This is a genomic window from Friedmanniella luteola (genome assembly GCF_900105065.1).
GTDB classification, from domain to species: domain Bacteria; phylum Actinomycetota; class Actinomycetes; order Propionibacteriales; family Propionibacteriaceae; genus Microlunatus; species Microlunatus luteolus.
In genome coordinates, this window is the sequence record NZ_LT629749.1 from 14,730 (window position 1) to 33,781 (window position 19,052).

Annotated in this window: 18 protein-coding genes; 9 read left to right on the plus strand and 9 right to left on the minus strand. The window is 74.3% G+C overall.

Annotated features, from left to right (window positions below; translation table 11 throughout):
- Positions 1-43 precede the first annotated feature (43 nt).
- Positions 44-3,061, minus strand: a complete 3,018-nt coding sequence (locus BLT72_RS00080) for an alpha-mannosidase (protein WP_091408383.1) — start codon at positions 3,059-3,061, stop codon at positions 44-46.
- 85 nt (positions 3,062-3,146) lie between these two features.
- On the minus strand, positions 3,147-4,370 hold the full coding sequence (locus BLT72_RS00085) for an ROK family transcriptional regulator (protein ID WP_091408388.1): 1,224 nt from the start codon (positions 4,368-4,370) through the stop codon (positions 3,147-3,149).
- A 173-nt stretch (positions 4,371-4,543) separates the two neighbouring features.
- Here BLT72_RS00085 and BLT72_RS00090 point away from each other — a divergent pair, with 173 nt between their 5' ends.
- The 3 genes from BLT72_RS00090 to BLT72_RS00100 are packed head-to-tail and all read left to right on the plus strand — an operon-like array spanning position 4,544 to position 7,751.
- A complete protein-coding gene (locus BLT72_RS00090) occupies positions 4,544-5,941 on the plus strand; it encodes an extracellular solute-binding protein (RefSeq protein ID WP_091408391.1) in 1,398 nt (465 codons plus the stop codon).
- Positions 5,941-6,864, plus strand: coding sequence for a carbohydrate ABC transporter permease (locus BLT72_RS00095; RefSeq protein WP_091408395.1), 924 nt, complete (start codon positions 5,941-5,943; stop codon positions 6,862-6,864). Before BLT72_RS00090 ends, BLT72_RS00095 begins: the two co-directional genes overlap by 1 nt.
- A complete protein-coding gene (locus BLT72_RS00100) occupies positions 6,861-7,751 on the plus strand; it encodes a carbohydrate ABC transporter permease (RefSeq protein WP_231930235.1) in 891 nt (296 codons plus the stop codon). The genes BLT72_RS00095 and BLT72_RS00100 overlap by 4 nt, the downstream gene beginning before the upstream one ends.
- A gap of 12 nt (positions 7,752-7,763) precedes the next feature.
- Here BLT72_RS00100 and BLT72_RS00105 read toward each other — a convergent pair whose 3' ends face one another.
- Complete coding sequence (locus BLT72_RS00105) at positions 7,764-8,210, minus strand: Rieske (2Fe-2S) protein (protein ID WP_091408399.1); 447 nt, start codon at positions 8,208-8,210, stop codon at positions 7,764-7,766.
- 118 nt (positions 8,211-8,328) lie between these two features.
- On the opposite strand from BLT72_RS00105, the gene BLT72_RS00110 reads away from it, so the two are divergent.
- The 4 genes from BLT72_RS00110 to BLT72_RS00125 all read left to right on the plus strand — a co-directional run bounded on the left by BLT72_RS00110 (position 8,329) and on the right by BLT72_RS00125 (position 11,043).
- Positions 8,329-9,135: an LLM class F420-dependent oxidoreductase gene (locus BLT72_RS00110; protein ID WP_091408403.1), complete on the plus strand. Its 807-nt coding sequence runs from the start codon at positions 8,329-8,331 to the stop codon at positions 9,133-9,135.
- Positions 9,132-10,055 (plus strand): homocysteine S-methyltransferase, encoded by a 924-nt coding sequence (gene mmuM, locus BLT72_RS00115; protein ID WP_091408409.1) that lies wholly within the window; start codon positions 9,132-9,134, stop codon positions 10,053-10,055. Before BLT72_RS00110 ends, mmuM begins: the two co-directional genes overlap by 4 nt.
- Positions 10,052-10,681 (plus strand): DUF1684 domain-containing protein, encoded by a 630-nt coding sequence (locus BLT72_RS00120; protein WP_197677140.1) that lies wholly within the window; start codon positions 10,052-10,054, stop codon positions 10,679-10,681. The genes mmuM and BLT72_RS00120 overlap by 4 nt, the downstream gene beginning before the upstream one ends.
- A 146-nt stretch (positions 10,682-10,827) precedes the next feature.
- Positions 10,828-11,043 (plus strand): hypothetical protein, encoded by a 216-nt coding sequence (locus BLT72_RS00125; protein ID WP_091408413.1) that lies wholly within the window; start codon positions 10,828-10,830, stop codon positions 11,041-11,043.
- An 11-nt stretch (positions 11,044-11,054) separates the two neighbouring features.
- Here BLT72_RS00125 and BLT72_RS00130 read toward each other — a convergent pair whose 3' ends face one another.
- A complete protein-coding gene (locus BLT72_RS00130; protein ID WP_091408417.1) occupies positions 11,055-12,281 on the minus strand; it encodes an RNA polymerase sigma factor in 1,227 nt (408 codons plus the stop codon).
- A 124-nt stretch (positions 12,282-12,405) separates the two neighbouring features.
- Here BLT72_RS00130 and BLT72_RS00135 point away from each other — a divergent pair, with 124 nt between their 5' ends.
- Complete coding sequence (locus tag BLT72_RS00135) at positions 12,406-13,203, plus strand: SGNH/GDSL hydrolase family protein (protein ID WP_091408420.1); 798 nt, start codon at positions 12,406-12,408, stop codon at positions 13,201-13,203.
- Positions 13,204-13,222: 19 nt separating this feature from the next.
- Here the strand turns inward: BLT72_RS00135 and efeB are convergent, their stop codons facing one another.
- From efeB to efeU, 3 genes are read right to left on the minus strand one after another with little or no spacing between them, the layout of a single operon-like run.
- A complete protein-coding gene (efeB, locus tag BLT72_RS00140; RefSeq protein ID WP_091408424.1) occupies positions 13,223-14,569 on the minus strand; it encodes an iron uptake transporter deferrochelatase/peroxidase subunit in 1,347 nt (448 codons plus the stop codon).
- Positions 14,569-15,780, minus strand: coding sequence for an iron uptake system protein EfeO (efeO, locus tag BLT72_RS00145; RefSeq protein ID WP_091408427.1), 1,212 nt, complete (start codon positions 15,778-15,780; stop codon positions 14,569-14,571). The genes efeB and efeO overlap by 1 nt, the downstream gene beginning before the upstream one ends.
- Positions 15,777-16,658, minus strand: coding sequence for an iron uptake transporter permease EfeU (gene efeU, locus BLT72_RS00150; RefSeq protein ID WP_091408429.1), 882 nt, complete (start codon positions 16,656-16,658; stop codon positions 15,777-15,779). The genes efeO and efeU overlap by 4 nt, the downstream gene beginning before the upstream one ends.
- Positions 16,659-16,826: 168 nt before the next feature.
- Between efeU and BLT72_RS00155 the strand changes: the two genes are divergently transcribed.
- Complete coding sequence (locus BLT72_RS00155) at positions 16,827-17,591, plus strand: SDR family oxidoreductase (RefSeq protein ID WP_091408433.1); 765 nt, start codon at positions 16,827-16,829, stop codon at positions 17,589-17,591.
- 152 nt (positions 17,592-17,743) lie between these two features.
- Here BLT72_RS00155 and BLT72_RS00160 read toward each other — a convergent pair whose 3' ends face one another.
- Together BLT72_RS00160 and BLT72_RS00165 are read right to left on the minus strand one after the other, a co-directional pair.
- Positions 17,744-18,127: a hypothetical protein gene (locus tag BLT72_RS00160; protein ID WP_091408436.1), complete on the minus strand. Its 384-nt coding sequence runs from the start codon at positions 18,125-18,127 to the stop codon at positions 17,744-17,746.
- Positions 18,128-18,179: 52 nt separating this feature from the next.
- Positions 18,180-18,854 (minus strand): EcsC family protein, encoded by a 675-nt coding sequence (locus tag BLT72_RS00165; protein ID WP_091416335.1) that lies wholly within the window; start codon positions 18,852-18,854, stop codon positions 18,180-18,182.
- Positions 18,855-19,052: the final 198 nt, after the last annotated feature.

A 19,052-nucleotide genomic window follows, 5' to 3' on the forward strand; every position in this document is an offset into this window, starting at 1 on the left:
GCTCGCGGTCGAACTCCTCACCCGGACGGCGCCGGAGCCGGGCTCAGCGGCGGAACCGCAGCGTCAGCAGCTGGAAGGGCCGCAGCTCGAGGTCCAGCGACGCGCCGTCGGCGGTCGCCCCGTCCGCCAGCGGGCGCTCCAGCAGGTCCGTCGCGACGACGCCGGCGGCGGCGGCGTCGGCCGTCACGGTGGCCCGCGCGCGGCCGCCCAGCGACTCGTACAGCCGGACCACCAGGTCGCCGCTGCCGTCCTCGGCCAGCTTGACCGCCTCGACCACCACGGCCGGGTTGCTGACGCTCACCAGCGGGGCGACCGGGTGCGCGCCCCGGACGACGCGCGGGGCGAGGTTGGTGCGGTAGCCCTCCTCGACCGCGTCGCCGATCGCGGCGCCCGGCCGGATCGTCGTCGTCAGCACGTGCAGGCCCTGGTCGGCGGCGGGGTCGGGGTACAGCGGCGCCCGGAGCAACGACTGCCGCACCGTCGTCGTGGTGCCGCCGTCCTCCCGGGTCTGCCGGCCGACGTCGTGACCGTAGGTCGCGTCGTTGGTGACGGCCACGCCGTAGCCGGGCTCGCCGACGTGCAGGAACCGGTGCGCGCAGATCTCGAAGCGGGCGAACTCCCAGGAGGTGTTCACGTGGGTGGGCCGGAAGATGTGCCCGAACTGCGTCTCCGACGCGGAGCGGTCGGCGTGCACGTCGAACGACGAGCCCAGCTTGAGGAGCTTCTGCTTCTCGTGCCAGTCGACGGTGTGCGTCACGGCGACCGACGGCGAGCCGGCGGCCAGCGTGATCCGCTGCTCGACCCGGGAGGCGCCGAAGGAGCGGGTGACGACGACCGTCGCGGCCTCCGGCGTGCTCTCCAGCGCCAGCGCGTCCACCGAGTCGATCTCGCGGACCGTGCGGCGGTAGTGCTCGTCGACGTCCCAGGCGTCCCACTGGTTGGGGATGTCGCGGTGCAGCTGGAGCCGCAGCCCCTTCTCCCCGGGTGCGATCGCCTCGCGCCCGCTGGCCGCGTCGACCAGGGACGAGAGCTGACCGGCGCCGTCCACGACGACGCTCACCAGCCCGTTGTCCAGGCGGTGCGCGGGCCGGCCCTCGGCGTCGGTGACCTGCTCGACGGACACCGTCCCCGCGTCGGCCGCGACGACGTCGACGGCCAGGGCCGCGACGCCGGACCGTGCGTGCGGGGCGGCGTTGAGCAGCAGCGGCTGGTCGCCCTCGCCCACCAGCGCCTGCGCCGCGTCGGCGATCAGCCGCTCCGCCCGCTCGGCGATGGCCGCGTAGTTCCGCTGGGCGTCCTGGTGCACCCAGGCGATGGAGCTGCCGGGCAGGATGTCGTGGAACTGCTGGAGCAGCACCAGCTGCCAGAGCTCCGCGAGCTCGGCCGCCGGGTACGCCCGGCCCAGCCGGACGGTCGCCGTCGACGCCCACAGCTCGGCCTCCCGCAGCAGGTGCTCGCTGCGCCGGTTGCCCTGCTTGGTGCGGGCCTGGCTGGTGTAGGTGCCGCGGTGCAGCTCGAGGTACATCTCCCCGCTCCACACCGGCGCGCCCGGGTACTCCGCCTCGGCGTCGGCGAAGAAGCCGGCCGGGGAGTCCAGCCGGAGCGTCGGCGAACCCTCCAGCGACTCCAGCCGGTGCGCGGCGGCCAGCATGTCGCGGTTGGGGCCGCCGCCGCCGTCGCCGTAGCCGAACAGCATCAGCGAGGTGGTGCCGCGGCCCTTCTCGCGGTACTGCCGCTCGGCGCGGGCGAGGTCGGCCCCCGACAGCGTCGAGTTGTAGGTGTCCGAGGGCGGGAAGTGGGTGAACACCCGGCTGCCGTCGATGCCCTCCCACCAGAAGGTGTGGTGGGGCATGGTGTTGACCTGGTTCCAGGAGATCTTCTGGGTCAGGAACCACCGGGAGCCGGACGCCCGGACGATCTGCGGCAGGGCGCCGGAGTAGCCGAAGCTGTCGGGCAGCCAGACCTCCTCGGTCTCGACGCCGAAGTTCTCCAGGAAGAAGCCCTTGCCGGCCACGAATTGGCGGGCCATCGCCTCGCCGCCCGGCATGTTGGTGTCGGACTCGACCCACATGCCGCCGACCGGGACGAACTGGCCCCGCTGCACCGCCGCCGTGATCCGGGCGAAGAGCTCGGGGTAGTACTGCTTCATCCAGGCGTACTGCTGCGCCGAGGAGCAGGCGAACCGGAAGTCCGGGTCGGCTTCGGCGAGCTCGAGGACGTTGGAGAAGGTCCGCGCGCACTTGCGGATCGTCTCGCGCACCGGCCACAGCCACGCGCTGTCGATGTGGGCGTGCCCGACGGCGACGACGCGGTGCGCGCTGGCCGAGGCGGGCCGGCCGAGGACGTCGGCCAGCTGGGCACGGGCGTCGGCGGCGGTGCCGGCCAGGTCGTCGGGGTCGGCGGTGTCGACGGCCCGCTGGAGGGCCGTCAGGATCTCGGCCCGCCGGCTGGAGGCGAGGGGGAGCTCCGCCATCAGGCCGCCGAGGGTGAAGATGTCGGCCTGCAGCTCCCAGACCGCCACGTCCCGGAGCACCAGCTCCAGCCGGCGGAGCCGGTAGATCGGGTCGGTGCCCGCGGTCGCCGGGTCGCCGTTCGGGGTGGGCCGGAACCCGGTGTTGGCGACGTCGGGGTTGGCCGCGCACTCCAGGTAGAAGTCCACGGGCGCCCCGGGGGTGACCGGGAGGTGGTGGTTGTAGGGGGAGACGGCCTTGATCGTGCGGCCCTCCGGCGTCCAGGCCAGGCCCTCGGACTGGAAGCCGGCGCCGGTGCCGAAGCCGAGGTCGACCGAGATCTCCGGCACGGTGCCGGGCACGTCGGCCCAGCCGGCCGGGATCTCGCCCGTGACGTGGATCCAGAGGGTGCTCCAGGGGCGGCCCCACGCGGCCCCCACCTCGATGGGCGTGAACTCCTGCTGGACGGCCTCGGCGAAGGGCACCGGCTCGCCGGGGACCGGCCAGGCGGTCAGCGTGAGCGGGGCCCGATCGCGGTGCACGGCGGGGGCGAGGTGGTCGGCGGTGAACCGGCTCAGGCGGCCCTCGAGGAGGGTGCGGTCGTCGTGCATGGAGGGCTCTCCGTCAGGTTGGCGTCGTCGGCGGCCCCACACTAACTCAAACGATTGGACTTGATCCGGAGGCCCCGCGCCGGGCTCAGTCCATCACCAGCACCGCGGGCCGCGGCGAGAGGAAGTGGTCCAGCACGAGCGCGGCCGCGCCCTGCGCCGCCACGTGCTCCCCGACGGCCGAGCCCTCGATCACCAGCGGCCCCGAGGCCGCGACCAGCTGGGGCTGGACCAGGGCGGGCAGCACCTCGAGCATCCGGCTGCTGATCCGCGACCAGATCGGACCTCCCAGCACGACGCGGTCGACGTCGAGGAAGTTGACCATCACCGCCAGCCCGGCCGCCAGCCCGGCGGCGGCGTCGTCGATCAGCTCCAGGCAGCGGGCGTCGCCGGCGTAGGCGCGCTCGCAGATCTCGGTGAACACCTCGTCCACGCCGACGAAGTCCTCGCTGCCCACGCCGGCGGGGACGAGGCCCAGCCGCTGGGCGCGGACGACGAGGGCCTGCGGCAGGCAGGTCGCGGCCAGCGACCCCGGCGGCCCGATCCCGAGGTCCTCGGCCCCGGGGGCGACGAGGATGTTGCCGATCTCACCGATGTTGTTGCTGGCGCCGCGCAGCACGGTGTCGTCCATCACGACCCCGGCCCCGAGCCCGGCGCCGAGGTAGCAGAAGACGAAGTGGTGCCGGGCCCCGCCCTGGGCCCAGCGCTCCCCGGTGGCAGCCGCCGTGACGTCCTTGTCGACGAGGACGTGCAGGCCGGTCGCCTCCCGCAGGTCGGCGCGCAGCCGGACGTGCGCCCAGCCCGCCAGCTGCGGCGGGTTGAGGAGCGTGCCCTCGAGCACGTCGAGCGGGCCGGGGGCGGCGACGCCGAGGCCGAGCAGGGCGCCCGGTGCCAGGTCGGCGGCGGCGAGCAGCCGCTGCACCTCGTCGCGGATCACCGCCACCACGTCGTCGGGTCCCGGCGCCTGCGGGGTGCGCCGGCGCGCGTACTGGTGCACCTGACCGGCGACGTCGATGAGCACGAAGGTCAGGGTGGCCGGGTCGACGTGCACCCCGACGGCGTAGCGCGCCGTCGGCCGGACCCGGACCAGCGTGCGCGGCTTGCCGCGGACGGCGGTCTGCACACGGCCCCCCTCGACGACCATCCCCTCGTCGAGGAGCCGGCGCACGATGTTGCTCACCGTCTGGGCCGTGAGCCCCGTCTCGCTGACCAGCTCGACCCGGCTGATGCCCGCCGGGGCACGGCGGATGGCGTCGAACAGCACGGTCTGGTTGAAGTCCCCCAGCCGGCTGAGGTTGGAGCCGCGCGCCATGGGGCTCCTCCCGCTCGTCGGACCGCCAGCGCCGACCGTTGACGAGGGCAGGACCGTATCGTACGGTGCGAATAACTCAATCGATGTGACTTGATCCCCCGCGCGCTCGTGCGCCTCGGCGCCGCGGCGGCGCGACCGGTCCGGCCCATCGGTCCCTTCGGCGAAGGAGAGACGTGCGCAGACGAGAATTCCTGCTGGCCACCGCCGGACTGGGAGCCGCCGCCGTCGGCGGGCTGACCGCGTGCGGGGGGAACAGCAGCGGGGGAGCCGACCCGAGCGGGGCCGCGAGCAGCACCGGGGAGATCAGCGGTGAGGTCAAGGTGACCTTCCAGCAGTTCGGCAACTCCAAGATCCAGGCGAACTTCCTCGGCAAGATGGCGGACGAGTTCACCGCCGCGCACCCGCAGGCCAGCGTGAAGCTGCAGCCCATCACGGCCTCGGAGAACGACTACTACACCAAGCTCCAGCTGGCGATGCGCTCGCCGCGGACCGCCCCTGACATGTGCTACGAGGACACGTTCCTCATCAACTCCGACATCTCGGCGGGCTACCTGACGCCGCTGGACGACCGGCTGGCCACCTGGTCGGAGTGGAGCCAGTTCAAGGAGACGGCGAAGGGCGCCGCCCGCGCCCTGGACGGCAAGACCTACGGCATCCCCGACGGCACCGACGTGCGGGCGATCTGGTTCAACAAGACGCTGTTCGAGCGGGCGGGGCTGCCCACCGACTGGGCGCCGAAGACCTGGGCCGACCTCACCTCCGCCGCCCAGACCATCAAGGACAAGGTGCCCGACGTCATCCCGCTGAACGTCTACGCCGGGACCGGTGTGGGCGAGGCGGCGTCGATGCAGGGGTTCGAGATGCTGCTCTACGGCACTCCGAACGGCACGCTCTTCGACGCCGACAGCCAGAAGTGGGTGGTCGGGGCGCAGGGCTTCAAGGACGCGCTGACCTTCTACCAGCAGATCTACAGCGGCGGCCTGGCCCCCACCCCCCAGCAGGCGCTGGCGCCCACCTGGGGCAACACCGTGGGGCAGGAGCTGCTCCCGCAGAGCAAGCTCGCGATCGCGGTCGACGGCAGCTGGCTCTCGGGCAACTGGCTGGAGTCCGGGGCCGCGCCGTGGCCCGCGTGGGAGAAGACGATGGGCAACGCGGCGATGCCCACCCAGAACGGCGAGGGGAACGGGCAGGTCACGCTCTCGGGCGGCTGGACCTGGGCCATCCCGCAGAACGCCCAGAACCCCGAGGCGGCCTGGGCCTTCATGACCCTGGTCTGCGCCAAGGAGGGCGAGCTCGAGTACGCCATCAAGAACGTGCAGATCCCGGTCCGCACCGACGTGGCCGAGGACCCCAGCTACGTCAAGGCCAACCCGACCAACGCGTTCTTCTCCAAGCTGGTCGAGAACACCATCTACCGGCCGGCCTACTCCGAGTACGCGAAGATCTCGCTGCTCCTGCAGCAGGCCACCGAAAAGGTCGTGACCGGCACCTCCGACCCCGTCGCCGCCGCGAAGTTCTACGACGACGGCGTGACCCAGATCGTCGGCCAGGACAAGGTCATCACGATCTGATGGCCAGCTGGGCCGAGGTCCGTCCCACGGCTCCGCCACCCCGGGTGCGCGCGCACCCGCGGCGGACGCTGCTGCGCGGCGTGCCGATCCTGCCGTCCGTCGTGCTGCTGGTGGTGTTCCTGGCCGGACCCATCGCCTACTGCGTGTACGCCGCCTTCACCGACATGGCCCTCACCGGGCAGGCCACCACCTCCTTCGTCGGCGTCGAGAACTTCACCCGCGCCTTCACCGACCCGGCCTTCCTGTCCTCCCTCTGGTTGACGCTGGTCTTCACGCTGCTCTCGGCGATCATCGGCCAGAACGTGCTGGGGATGGTGCTCGCGCTGCTCTCGCGCTCCGGCTACGCCGTCGTCCGGGCCTTCACCTCAGCCGTCGTCATCGGCGCCTGGGTGCTGCCCGAGGTCGTCGCGGCCTACCTCTGGACGGCGGTGCTGGGCACCGACGGCTCCTGGAACGCCATCACCGGGTTCTTCGGCCTGCCGGCGCAGAACTGGCTGTTCACCACGCCGATCCTCGCCGTCTCGATCGCCAACATCTGGCGCGGCACGGCCTTCTCGATGCTGGTCTACTCCGCAGCCCTCTCGGAGGTCCCGCGGGAGCTGGAGGAGGCGGCGCTGGTCGACGGCGCCGGCCGGTTCCGGCTGCTCCTCTCCATCACCGTCCCGCTGGTCCGGCGGACGATCGCCACCAACCTCATGCTGATCACGCTGCAGACGCTGTCGGTGTTCGGGCTGATCTACACGATGACCAAGGGCGGGCCCAGCGAGAAGAGCATGACCCTGCCGCTGTTCGCCTACAACCAGGCGTTCATCTCGGCCGACCTGGGCTACGGCACCGCGATCGCCCTCCTGCTGCTGCTCATCGGCGGGCTGTTCTCCGTGGTCTACCTGCGGGCCCTGCGCGGGTCGGAGGTGGGCCGGTGACCACCACGACGCTGCCCGCCGTGGCCGCCCCCGCCCCGGTGGCCACCTCCCGGCCCCGCCGCGTCCGGCTGACCGGCCGGCTGGTCGCTAGCCTGCTGCTCCTGCTGATCGCCGCCGCCTTCATCGTGCCCCTGCTCTGGGTGCTGCTCGCCGCCGTCAACGGCGACCCGGGCCAGGGCATCCGGATCAGCTGGCCCAGCCCGTTCACGCTCGACAACTTCCGGGCGGTCATGACCCCGGAGACGACCTACATCCCGCTGCTCAACGGGGCGGTGCTCTGCATCGGCGGCACCGTCGTGACCATGGTCTGCGCCACCCTCGCGGCCTACCCGCTGTCCCGCTACCGCTCGCGGCTGAAGCGGCCGTTCCTGGTGACGATCCTGTTCTCGACCGGCCTGCCGATCACCGCGATCATGGTCCCCGTCTACGGCCTCTTCGTGCAGCTCGCGCTGGACGACTCGGTGCTCGCCACCATGGTGTTCATGGCGACGACGGCCCTGCCGATCTCGATCTGGCTGACGAAGAACTTCATGGACGGCGTGCCGCTCGAGCTCGAGGAGGCGGCCTGGACCGACGGCGCCACCCCGATGCAGGGGCTGCGGCGGATCATCATGCCGCTGATGGCGCCCGGCCTCTCGGTGGTGGCCATCTACACCTTCATCGGTCTCTGGGGGAACTTCTTCGTCCCCTTCATCCTGCTGCTCAGCCCGGAGAAGCAGCCGATGTCGGTGACCATCTACACCTTCTTCGGCCAGTACGGGCAGGTCGTCTACGGTCAGCTGGCCGCCTACGCGCTGCTGTACTCCCTGCCCTCGGTGCTCCTCTACCTGGTGCTGAACCGCCGGCTCGGCGGGGCGTTCGCCTTCGGCGGCGGGGTGAAGGGCTGAGGCCGAGCCGGCTCAGCCGGCGACCGAGACGGTGGTCCCGCTCACCGTGACCGTCTTCGCGGGCAGGGGCTCCGGCGCCGGACCGCTCAGCACGGAGCCGTCGGCCAGGCTGAACCGGCTGCCGTGGCAGAGGCACCCGATCGAGTCCGTCACCTCGGTGACGGGGCAGCCGGCGTGGGTGCAGATCGAGGAGAACGCCTGGAACTGGCCCGCGGTCGGCTGGGTGATGACGGTCTCCGAGGCGGGGTAGATCCTCCCGCCGCCCACCGGGACGTCGCCCGTGGACGCGGTCTGCGGGCCGGGCGCGCCGTCGGCGGCGGGCTCCTGCAGGCCGCAGGCGGTCAACCCGCCGATCGCGGCGGCACTGAGGCCGGTCACGACCAGCAGGGCGCGCCGGCTGAACGGCGCGGGGACGGCCGGCTGCGGCGCGGGGCGGACAGGGTGGGCGGTGCTTGTCATCGGTCTCCGTCGGGGAAGCGGTGGGACCCCAGTGTGCCCGCGCCGCCGAAGGTGGCTGCCGCGCCGTCGGGGCCGCGGTCTAGGCTCCGGTCATCCGACGCCCAGGAAGACCGTGCCGATGACCGAACCCGCCCCGACCTACGCCGACCGCCCGCTGCGGGTGGGCGTCCAGCTCCAGCCCCAGCACGCCGACTACGCCGACCTGCGCCGGGCGGTCGACGCGGCCGAGCAGGCGGGGGTGGACGTCATCTTCACCTGGGACCACTTCTTCCCCCTCTTCGGCGACGCCGACGGCCGCAACTTCGAGTGCTACGCGATGCTCGCGGCCTGGGCCGAGCAGACCGAGCGGGTGGAGCTCAGCGCCCTGGTGACCTGCAACTCCTACCGCAACCCCGACCTGCTCGCCGACATGGTGCGGACCATCGACCACATCAGCGACGGCCGGGTCATCCTCGGCATCGGGGCGGGCTGGTTCGAGCGCGACTACACCGCCTACGGCTACGAGTTCGGCACCGCGGGCCGGCGGATCGCCGCGCTGGGGGAGGCGCTGCCGCGGATCAAGGACCGGTTCGCGGCGCTCAACCCGCCGCCCGTCCGCGCCATCCCGCTGCTGGTCGGCGGGGGCGGGGAGCGCAAGACGCTGCGGCTGGTCGCCGAGCACGCCGACATCTGGCACGGCTTCGGCGACGTCGAGGAGCTGCGGCACAAGAACGCCGTCCTCGACCGGTGGTGCGCGGAGGTGGGCCGCGACCCCGCCGCCATCGAGCGCTCCACCGCCACCGACGAGAGCCCGGACGCGGTCGGTGACGCGCTCACCGGGCTGGGCGAACGGCTGATCACCCTCAGCACCGACGGCGACGCGGGCTTCGACCTGGGTCTCACCCGGGACTGGGTGGCCTACCGGGACGCCTTCAACGCCCGATGACCAGGGCCCGTCTGGCCGACGCCCTGGCGACGCGGGTCGTGACCCTCGACGGCGGACTGGCCACCCAGCTGGAGGCGGAGGGCCACGATCTCTCCTCCGACCTCTGGTCGGCCCGGCTGCTGGCCGAGGACCCCGACGCCGTCGTCGCCGCCCACGCCGCCTTCTTCGCCGCCGGCGCGGAGGTGGCGACCACCGCGTCGTACCAGGCCTCCTTCGGCGGGCTGGCTGCCGCCGGCCTCGACCGGGCCGAGGCCACGGCGCTGCTCCGGTCCAGCGTCGCCCTGGCCGAGCGCGCCCGGGACGCCGCCGAGGCCGTGGACGACCGCGCCCGCTACGTCGCCGCGTCGGTCGGGCCCTACGGGGCGGCGCTCGCCGACGGGTCGGAGTACCGCGGTGACTACGGCCTGGACGTCGACGCCCTCCGCCGCTGGCACCGGCCCCGATTGGAGGTGCTGGCCGGCACGGCCGCCGACGTGCTGGCCTGCGAGACCGTCCCCTGCCTCGCCGAGGCCGAGGCGCTGGTGGCCGAGCTGGCCGTCCTCGGTCGTCCGGCCTGGCTGTCGCTGACCTGCGACGGGACCCGGACGCGGGCCGGCGAGCCGGTCGAGGAGGCCTTCGCCCTCGTCCGCGGCGTCGACGCAGTGGTCGCCGTCGGCGTCAACTGCACCGCCCCGGACGACGCCGGCGCGCTGGTGGCGCTGGCCGCCCGGGCGAGCGGCAAGCCCGTCGTCGTCTACCCCAACAGCGGCGAGGGCTGGGACGCCGAGCGCCGCCGCTGGGCGGGGGAGGGCACGTTCGCGCCGGACGCCGTGCGCGGCTGGCTCGACGACGGCGCCCGGCTCGTCGGTGGCTGCTGCCGGGTCACCCCGGCCGACATCGGGGCGGTCCACGCCCTGGTCACCGCCGCGGTGGCCGGGTGAGCGTCGAGCTGGAGCTGGCCGACTGGCGCCGCCGGGTGGCCGAGCTCTACGCCGAGGTGCGGCACGCGGACGACCCGGCCGCGGGGCACCGGCGCTGGCGGGCCGGTCGGGACGCCCTGTTCCGCGAGCACCCGCAGAGCCCGCTGCCGGCCGATGACCCGCTGCGGGCCAGCGGCCTGCCGTGCGCGCCCTACGACGCGGGCCTGCGGTTCGTGCTGCCGCTGATCCCCGCGTCCGACCCCGACGCCCGGCTGGAGCTGGACGCCGGCGACGACGCGGGCACGAACCTGGTGCCCGTGGGCCGGGTGGAGCTGCCCGACCCGGTGGGCGGCAGCCTGGAGGTCTGGTCGCTGCAGCAGTACGGCGGTGGCCTCTTCCTGCCCCTGCGCGACGGCTCCTCGGGGCGGGTGTCTGACGGGTTCTCCAGCTACGGCGGCGGCCGCTACCTGCTCGACACCGCGAAGGGCGCGGACCTCGGCGGGGACGACGGGCACCTCGTCGTCGACCTCAACTTCGCCTACCACCCCTCCTGCCGCTACGACAGCCGCTGGCTCTGCCCGCTGGCCCCGGCGGGCAACACCGTCGCGGCGACCGTGCGCGCCGGCGAGCAGATGCCGACGGCCTGAACCCGGCGGCCCGGCGAGCGGCGCGGGTCGAGGGGCGCCGGGCCCGACCCGGGACGGAGGGCCGCCGACCGTGGGCCGAGGGCGCTCACAGGAAGCGCAGACCGGGGACCGATGCTCAGCACACCCGGCGGCGCGACGCTGAGGACATGGACATCACGCAGCTGGTCATCACCGTCGCCGCCGTCGTCGGCATCGTGCTCGTGGGCGCCATGGCCGTCATCCCCGCGGTCATGGAGGCCGCCGCCGGTCGCGACGAGCCCCGCCCGGTCGGGCCCCGCCCGGTCGGGCCCCGCCCCGTCGGCCCCGCGCCCGTCCCGCTGGCCGCCCGGCGACGGCACCCGCCGGTCGACCTCGCGGCCTGAGGCCGCCGGTCTCAGATGACCGGTAGCCGGAGCCGGGGGTCCTGGACCAGCTCGACGAGGTCGGCCCGGGTGACGTCCAGGACCTCGCCCCGCGTCGTGTTGCGCGCGACGACGGTGATCACCTGGTCGCCGTCGGGGCGGTGCTGGACCTCGATCCCGCGCTCGACCTGGGTGGTGGTGCTGAGGGTGAAGCGGTTGCCGTTCATGAACCGCTGCCCCTCGCAGCGGCTGCGGGTGGTCGCCCCGCAGCGGACGGCGGTGTCGTAGCCGGTGGCCACCTGCACGTAGACCTCGGTGGCGCCACCGTGCAGCCGGAACACCTCCAGCCCCAGCGCGCCGTCGCCGCCGGCCCAGAACGTCCGGCTCTCGTAGCGCGGGTCGTAGGAGAAGCTGTAGCCGGTGAAGTAGGAGCCCTCGGGGTCGAGGTGGGCGACGACCACCTCGCTCATCGCGGTCCGCCAGCGCCGCATCACCGTGGCCTGGCAGGACGGGTTGTGGATGTCGCAGGCTGCCGTCACCGGCTCCGGGCCGGTCGGGGTCGGGCTGGGCGGGCTCGGGGCGGGAGCTCCCGGGGAGCTCGCCGCCTGGGGGACCTCGGCCCCGCGGTCGAGGACGGTGACGGTGCCCAGCACCAGCACGAGGGCCGCCGCCAGCGCGGCGCCCGCCCGGCGGACGCGTCGGCGCCGGACCAGCTGCCGGCCGTGGGCCCGGTCGGTCGCCGCGGTGCCGCCGACGACGGCGGGTCCGGCCGCCGACCGCAGCTCCGCCACCAGCCGACCGGGCGCCCACTGGTCGGGCCGCCGGGCGGCCAGCTCCTGGCTGGCCTGGTCGGACCACCGTTCCCCCGTCGGCGGGTCGACCTGGAGCACCTCGGCGACCTCCGCCGCGCCCAGACCGGCGTAGCCGCGCAGCACCAGGGCGGCCCGGGGCTCGGCCGGCAGGGTCTGCAGCGCGTCCAGCAGCGGGGAGGTCGACGGGCCCGTCCCGGTGTCCCGCAGCTCCACCCGCGCGGCGGCCACCCACGGTGGTTCGAAGTCGCCGGGCCGGGCCCGGACGAGGTCGCGCAGGACCCGGAGCAGCGGGACGGGCGCCCCGGCCGCGCTCGCGTGCCGGGCGAGCACCGTCTGGCTCAGCCGGTCGGCGCGCGCGACGTCCCCGACCAGCAGCAGGGCACAGCCCCCGACGAGCGCCCGTGACGAGGCGTCGGCGGAGCCGGCCGCAGCAGCGTCGGGCGCCATCGGTGCACCACCTCTCGAGCCGATCCTAGTCGGGCGTTCCCGGCCTGGAAGCGGTTCGGAGCCGAGCGGGGCCCGGGACGGCTCGACGCCCCCGCGCGGCCCGGGGACCGGTGATGATGGCCACATGACCTTCCGGCGCTACGTCGCGATCGGCGACTCCAGCACCGAGGGGCTCGAGGACCCCGACGGCGTCGGCGGCTACCGCGGCTGGGCCGACCGGCTGGCCCAGCTGCTGGCCGACGCCCAGCCCGAGCCCCTCGAGTACGCCAACCTGGCGGTCCGCGGGCTGCGGATGCACGAGATCCGTGAGACCCAGCTGCAACCCGCCCTGGACCTGGCGCCCGACCTGCTGACGGTCTTCGGCGGGGTCAACGACGTGATCGGTCGGCACTGCGACTTCGCGTCGATCCGCACCGACCACGAGGCCGTGTTCGCCGCCGCCCGGGCGCTCGGCTGCACCGTGCTGACCTTCACGATGCCGGACCCGGCGGCCTTCAACCCGCTCGGCTGGCGGCTCCGTGAACGGATGTACGCCCTCAACGCGATCATCCGGAGCGAGGCCGCTGCCCACGGCGTGCTGGTGATGGACTTCCAGCACCACCCGGTGGCCGAGGACCCGCGGCTGTGGTTCGAGGACCGGCTGCACGGCAACCCGCTGGGGCACGCGAAGGTGGCGTCCGCGCTCGCCTGGCGACTGGGGGTCACCGGCAGCGACGCGTCCTGGGCCGACCCGCTGCCGGACACGCTCGTCCGGCCCCGCCCGCGCCAGCAGCTGGCGACCGACCTCGACTGGGCGGTCCACCACCTCGCCCCCTGGCTGGGCCGGAACCTCCGCGGCGTCCCGCACGGCGCCGGTGTCCGGGCCAAGCGGCCGGTGCCGACCGTGGTCCCCCGCACGGCCGACGTCCCGGCCGAGTCGTGAGGCGCCCGGCGGGCGGCGCTCAGGCCGCGAACAGCGGCTGACCGAGGTAGCCGCCCGGCGTCACCCCGGGCGGGACGGCGAAGAGGCCGGAGCCCGTGTGCTGCAGGTACTCGCTCATCCCGTCACCCCGGGCGATCTTCATCTGCATCGGGATGTAGTGCGTGCGGGGGTCGCTGACGTAGGCGATGAAGAACAGGCCGGCGTCCATCCGACCGAGCCCGTTGCTGCCGTCCACGAAGTTGTACCCGCGGCGGAGCATCTGGGCGCCCTGGTTCTGGTCCGGGTGCACCAGCCGGATGTGGGCGTCGGGCGCCACCAGCGGCTGGGCACCCCGGCCCTGGAGGGCGAAGTCCGGCTGGCTGAACTCGCTGCCGCCGGAGAGCGGCGCCCCCTCCGCCTTGGTCCGGCCGATGACCCGTTCCTGCTCCCGCAGCGGCTGGCGGTCCCAGGTCTCGATGGTCATGTTGATCCGCCGGGCGACCAGGTAGGAGCCACCGGCCAGCCACCGGTCGGCCGCGCCGTCGGGTCGCACCCAGACGTGGGTGTCGAGCAGGTCCGGCTCCTCGGCCTTGAGGTTCATCGTGCCGTCCTTGAACCCGAAGAGGTTCCGCGGCGTCGCCTGGCTGGTCGAGGTGGACGAGGTGCGGCCGAACCCCAGCTGGGACCAGCGCAGCGAGGCCCGGCCCATGGCGATCCGGGCCAGGTTGCGGATGGCGTGCACGGCCACCTGCGGGTCGTCGGCGCAGGCCTGGACGCAGAGGTCGCCGTCGGAGCGCTGGGGGTCGAGGTGGTCGCCCGGGAAGTGCGGCAGCCGCTGCAGGGCCGCGGGCTGCCGCGCGGCCAGGCCGAACCGGTCCTGGCCGGCCAGCCGGAAGAGCGTCGGCCCGAAGCCGAAGGTGAGCGTGAGCCGGGCGGGCGGCAGCCCCAGCGCCTCGCCGGTGTCGTCCGGCGGGGCGTCGTAGGGCCCCGAGGTGGCGCCGAACGGTCCGGCGTCGTGGCCCTGGGTCATCCGGGCGGCGGCGGCGGTCCAGTCCTGCAGCAGGGAGATCAGGTCGGCGCGCTCGCTCGACACCATGTCGAAGGCGGCGAAGTGCAGCCGGTCCTGCGCGGGGGTGACGATGCCGGCCTGGTGCTCCCCGAGGAACGGGTAGCGGTCCGGGGCGGGGGCCGGCTCGGCGACGGCGGAGCCCGGGCCGCCCAGCTGGCGGCCCGCCACGAGGCCCGCGCCCACCCCGACGACGCCCGCGGCCCCGGCCGCGCCGAGCAGCCCCCGACGGGAGACGCCGGGTCGTGCGCTCGCGCCCGTCCCGCCCGGGGCGGACGGACCGACCTCGGGACCGGGGGTGGACGGGGGCTCGACGGACATCAGACGACGGCCGCCGTGAGCTTGGACAGCGGCTCGGAGAGGGCGTTGACGGCGTCGGAGAGCGCCTTCACCTCCGCCGAGGACAGGGCGTCGTAGCTGACGAAGCCGTCACCCTTGCGGTGCTGGTCGAGCAGCGCCTGCAGGGCCGTGAACCGCTCGTCGATCTCGGTGTCGAGCGTGGGGTCCTTGCGCTGGAGCAGCTGGCGCAGGCCCTCGAAGCCCACCCGGGCGCCGTCGACGTTGGCCTGGAAGTCCCAGAGGTCGGTCCGCGACCAGTACTCCTCCTCGCCGGTGACCTTGCTCTTGGCGACCTCGTCCAGCAGGCCGCGGGTGCCGTTGGCGATCTGGTCGGCGGTGAAGGAGAGCGTGCGCACCTGGGCGTTGAGGGTGGCCGTGTTCTTGACCAGGTCCTTCGCGAAGGTCGTGCGCTCGGCCGGGCTCAGCGGCTCGTAGCCCTTCGCCCGCGCCGGCCACAGGTCCTTCTCCATCCGGTGCCAGCCGGTCCACTTCTGGCCCGGCTCGAGGTCGGCCTCCCGGAGGTCCATCTTGGGGTCGAGGTCGCCGAAGGACTCGGCCACGGTCTCGATCCGCTCCCAGTGGACGCGGGCCTGCGGGTAGAGCGCGCGCGCCTCGGCGTCGTCGCCGGCCGTGTAGGCCGCGGCGAAGGCGTCGGTCCGGGTGACCAGCTGCTCGGTCTGGTCCTTGATGTAGGAGGCGTAGCTGGCGTTGGCCTGGTCGACCAGCTGCTGGTCGTCGCCGGACGGGGCGAGGTCGTCGCCGGAGTCGGAGACCGCGAACGGCGCCCGGATGCCGTCGCCGACCATGCCCGGCTTGCAGGCGGTGAAGTAGGAGCCGGCGGGTGCGGCGAGCACCAGCTCGCGGGACAGCCCGGGGCCGATGTTCTCGACCTCCCCGACGATCCGCAGACCGTCGGCGGCCAACAGGTAGAACTCGGTGACCTTGGCTCCCGCGTTGGTGACCGAGAACGTCAGGTTGCCCGAGGGCGCCGTGTCGGCCGAGACCTGGCAGCCGTCGTCGGTGGCCCGCACGGTGAGGGCGCGGCCGTCGCCGTCGACGGTGTCGCCGGCCGCACCGGCCGAGGCGTTGTCGGTGCAGCCCGCCAGCAGCGGCGCGAGCAGCAGGGCCGACGCCGAGGCGAGGGCGAGCCCGGGGCGCGTGCGCCGCCGGCTCTGCGGGTGGTGACCGGTCACGGTCGGGTCCTTCCGGTGGTGACGGGGACGGGAGCGGCCGCGGGCGGAGCGGGGACGGCGGCGGTCCGGGCGTGGATGGCGCGCAGGAACAGCGCCATCGTGGGCACGAGGTAGGCCAGCCAGACGGCGGCCTCCAGCGTGGTCGTCGCGGGGGAGAAGTTGAAGACGCCCTTGAGCAGCGTCCCGTACCAGGAGGTGGGTGGGACGACGTGCGAGACGTCGAAGGCCAGCGTGTGCAGGCCGGGCAGGACGCCCGCCTCCTGCAGGTCGTGCACGCCGTAGGCGAGGACGCCCGCGGCCACCACGATCAGGAAGGCACCGGTCCAGGTGAAGAAGCGGGTCAGGTTGATCCTGATGGCGCCCCGGTACATCAGGTAGCCGAGCACGACCGCGACGGCGATGCCCAGCGCAGCACCGAGCAGCGGGGTGGTGGTGCCGGTGGTGTCCCGGGCGGCGGCCTGGGTGGCGGCCCAGAGGAACAGCGCGGTCTCCAGGCCCTCCCGGCCGACGGCCAGCAGGGCGACGACGGTGAGCGACCACCGGCCCGCCTCGGCCGCCCGGTCGATCTGGCCCCGCAGCTGCCCGGACATCCCGCGGGCCGCCGCGGCCATCCAGAAGATCATCCAGGTGACGAACCCGACAGCGAGGATCGAGAGCCCGCCCCCGATGAGCTCCTGGGCCTCGAAGGTCAGCCCTTTCGGTCCGAAGGTGAGGACGGCACCGAAGGCGAGCGAGACCCCGACGGCGATGCCGACGCCCGCCCAGACCCGCGGCAGCAGCACGCGGCGACCCGACTTCACGAGGTAGGCGACGAGGATGCTGACCACGAGGGCCGCCTCGAGCCCCTCGCGGAGGCCGATCAGGAAGTTGGCGAGCATGTCCGTCCTCGTCTGCCCTCTACCGGCGCACAGGCAAGTGAGCCTGGCCTAACTTAAGGCAGCCTAACCTCGGCCCGCAAGCGGCGGGGCGTCCCGGCGAGATCTCCTCGCCCGCCGGTCGGGCGGACGCCGGCGGGACGGTGGTCGGCCCCGCCGTAGGGTCGAGCGGTGCCCCTGCCCCGGTTCCGCCAGCGCGTGCTCGTCACCGGCGCCTCCGCCGGCCTCGGCCAGGAGATGGCGCGGCACTGGGCGCGGCAGGGCCGTGACCTCGCCCTGTGCGCGCGCCGGGTGGACGAGCTGGAGCGGCTGCGGGACGAGCTGCTCGCCGTCACGCCCGCGATCACGGTCAGCCTGCACCCGCTCGACGTCACCGACCACGAGGCCGTCGACGCGGCCTTCGCCGACGCCGCGGCGGCGCTCGGCGGGCTGGACCGGGTCGTCGTCAACGCGGGGGTGGCCGGCGGGGGCTCGCTGGGGCTGGACCAGGCGGCGGCCAACCGGACCACCGCGCTGACGAACTTCGTGGGCGCCGTCCACCAGGCCGAGGCCGCGCTCCGCCTCTTCCGGCCCGCCGGCGCGGGGCACCTCGTCTTCATCTCCTCGATGTCGGCGCTGCGCGGGATGGGCGGGTCGATGAACGTCTACAGCGCGACCAAGGCCGGGGTCTCGGCGCTCGCCGAGGGCGCCCGCTCGGACCTGGCCGGCACCGGCGTCGCCGTCACGGCCGTGCACCCGGGCTACGTCCGGACGTCGATGGCCTCGCACTTCCCGAGGATGCTGATGGCCAGCGACCCCGAGCGCGCGACCCGCGCCATCGTCGCGGCGGTCGAGCGGGAGCCGGCGACGGCGTACGTCCCCGCCCTGCCGTGGGCGCTGGCCGCCTGGCCGATGCGGCTGGTCCCGCTGGGTCTGTACCGGCGCATCGCCGGCTGAGCCTGGTCGCGCGTCCGGGGGCTGCGGGAGGGGCACGGCAGCGACCCCGTGCTCACTCCGCGGCGCTTCCTCGTCGGTGCGGCGTCCGCTGCGGCCGCCGGGACGAGCACCGGCCGCGGAGTCGCGACCCGGTCAGGCCGGGTCCCCGACCGTCAGGCCCCGGTGGTGCCCGGCCCGGAGGGCCGCCGGTAGGAGCCGACCACGCCGCCGACGACGGCGATCAGCCCGGCGGCGAAGAGGACGGTGAAGGCGCGGCTGCCGCGGTCCCCGGTGACGAAGTCGAGGCCGCAGAGCACCAGGCCCAGCACCCCGAGCCCGACCAGCAGCGCGATCTCCCCCGCGAGGAGCCGGCCGCCCCGGCTCCGGGCCCGTCCCGCCGCCCACTGGCTCATCGCGGCGGCGGCCAGCACCGCCGCGGTCGAGGCGAGCGCCCAGCGGCCGGACCCCAGGGCCTCCACCACCCCGACGACGAGCACCACCGCCAGCACGCCGGCCACCGCGAGGGCGACGGCGCCGACCACCCGCTGCTGCCTCATGCCGGCCATCGTCCCAGAGGGGACGTCGACGGCGCGGACCGGCAGGGCCGGGTCAGCCGCCCAGCGCGCGCCGGCGCAGCAGCTCGGACTTGGCGTAGCGGCCGATCTGGTGGGTCGCCAGGCCGTCGACGACGGCGCCGATCCCGCCCCCGACCAGCGGCACCCGCTTGGTCAGCACCAGGGCGAGGTTCTTGCCGCCGACGCGGCTGGCCAGGTCCGTCACCACGGCGTCGGCGACGCGGGCGTCCAGCTCGGGGTCGAACACCGGGGCGGTCGCGACGGCCATCGGCGAGGTCGGCAGCTTGCCCTCCTTGATGAGCTTCACCACCCCCTCACCGCCCAGCAGGCACATCACCAGGGCCGTGCGGACGCGGTTGTCGTCGAGGTCGTACCCGCGCAGGTGCGCGATGGCGGCGACCATCCGGATCTGGACGACGGCGACGCCGGTCAGGTTGGCCGGGACGGCGACCGGGAGCGCGACGGCGCCGCCGAGGTTGGTCACGAAGCCCTGGGCGGAGGCGAGCCGGACGTGGAAGTCGATCAGCCCCTCGACGGCCCGGTCGACCGAGCCCTCGTGGCGCTGCAGCTGGCGGGCGGCGCTGGCCTTGGCGCCGGGCACCTTGCCGTACCCGTCGATGGCCACCTCGAGCACCCGGCGGAGCACCCCGCCCGCGGCGTGCGGCTGGGACACCATGGTGGCGACGGGGCCGATCCCGCGGACGATCATCTTCCCCACGTCCTGGGCTGAGGGCATCGGGTCTCCTCCTCGTCGCTGCACGCACGGTGCCGGGCGGTGTGGTCCAGCGGGCCGGTGGTCAAGCCACGCCGGCCGCGTGCCGCACCAGGGGCCAGCGTACGTGCCGCCCGGACCGTCAGGAGCGGGTCGGACCCCGGTCCCACCCCGGTCCTCCCCGGAGCGGATGAT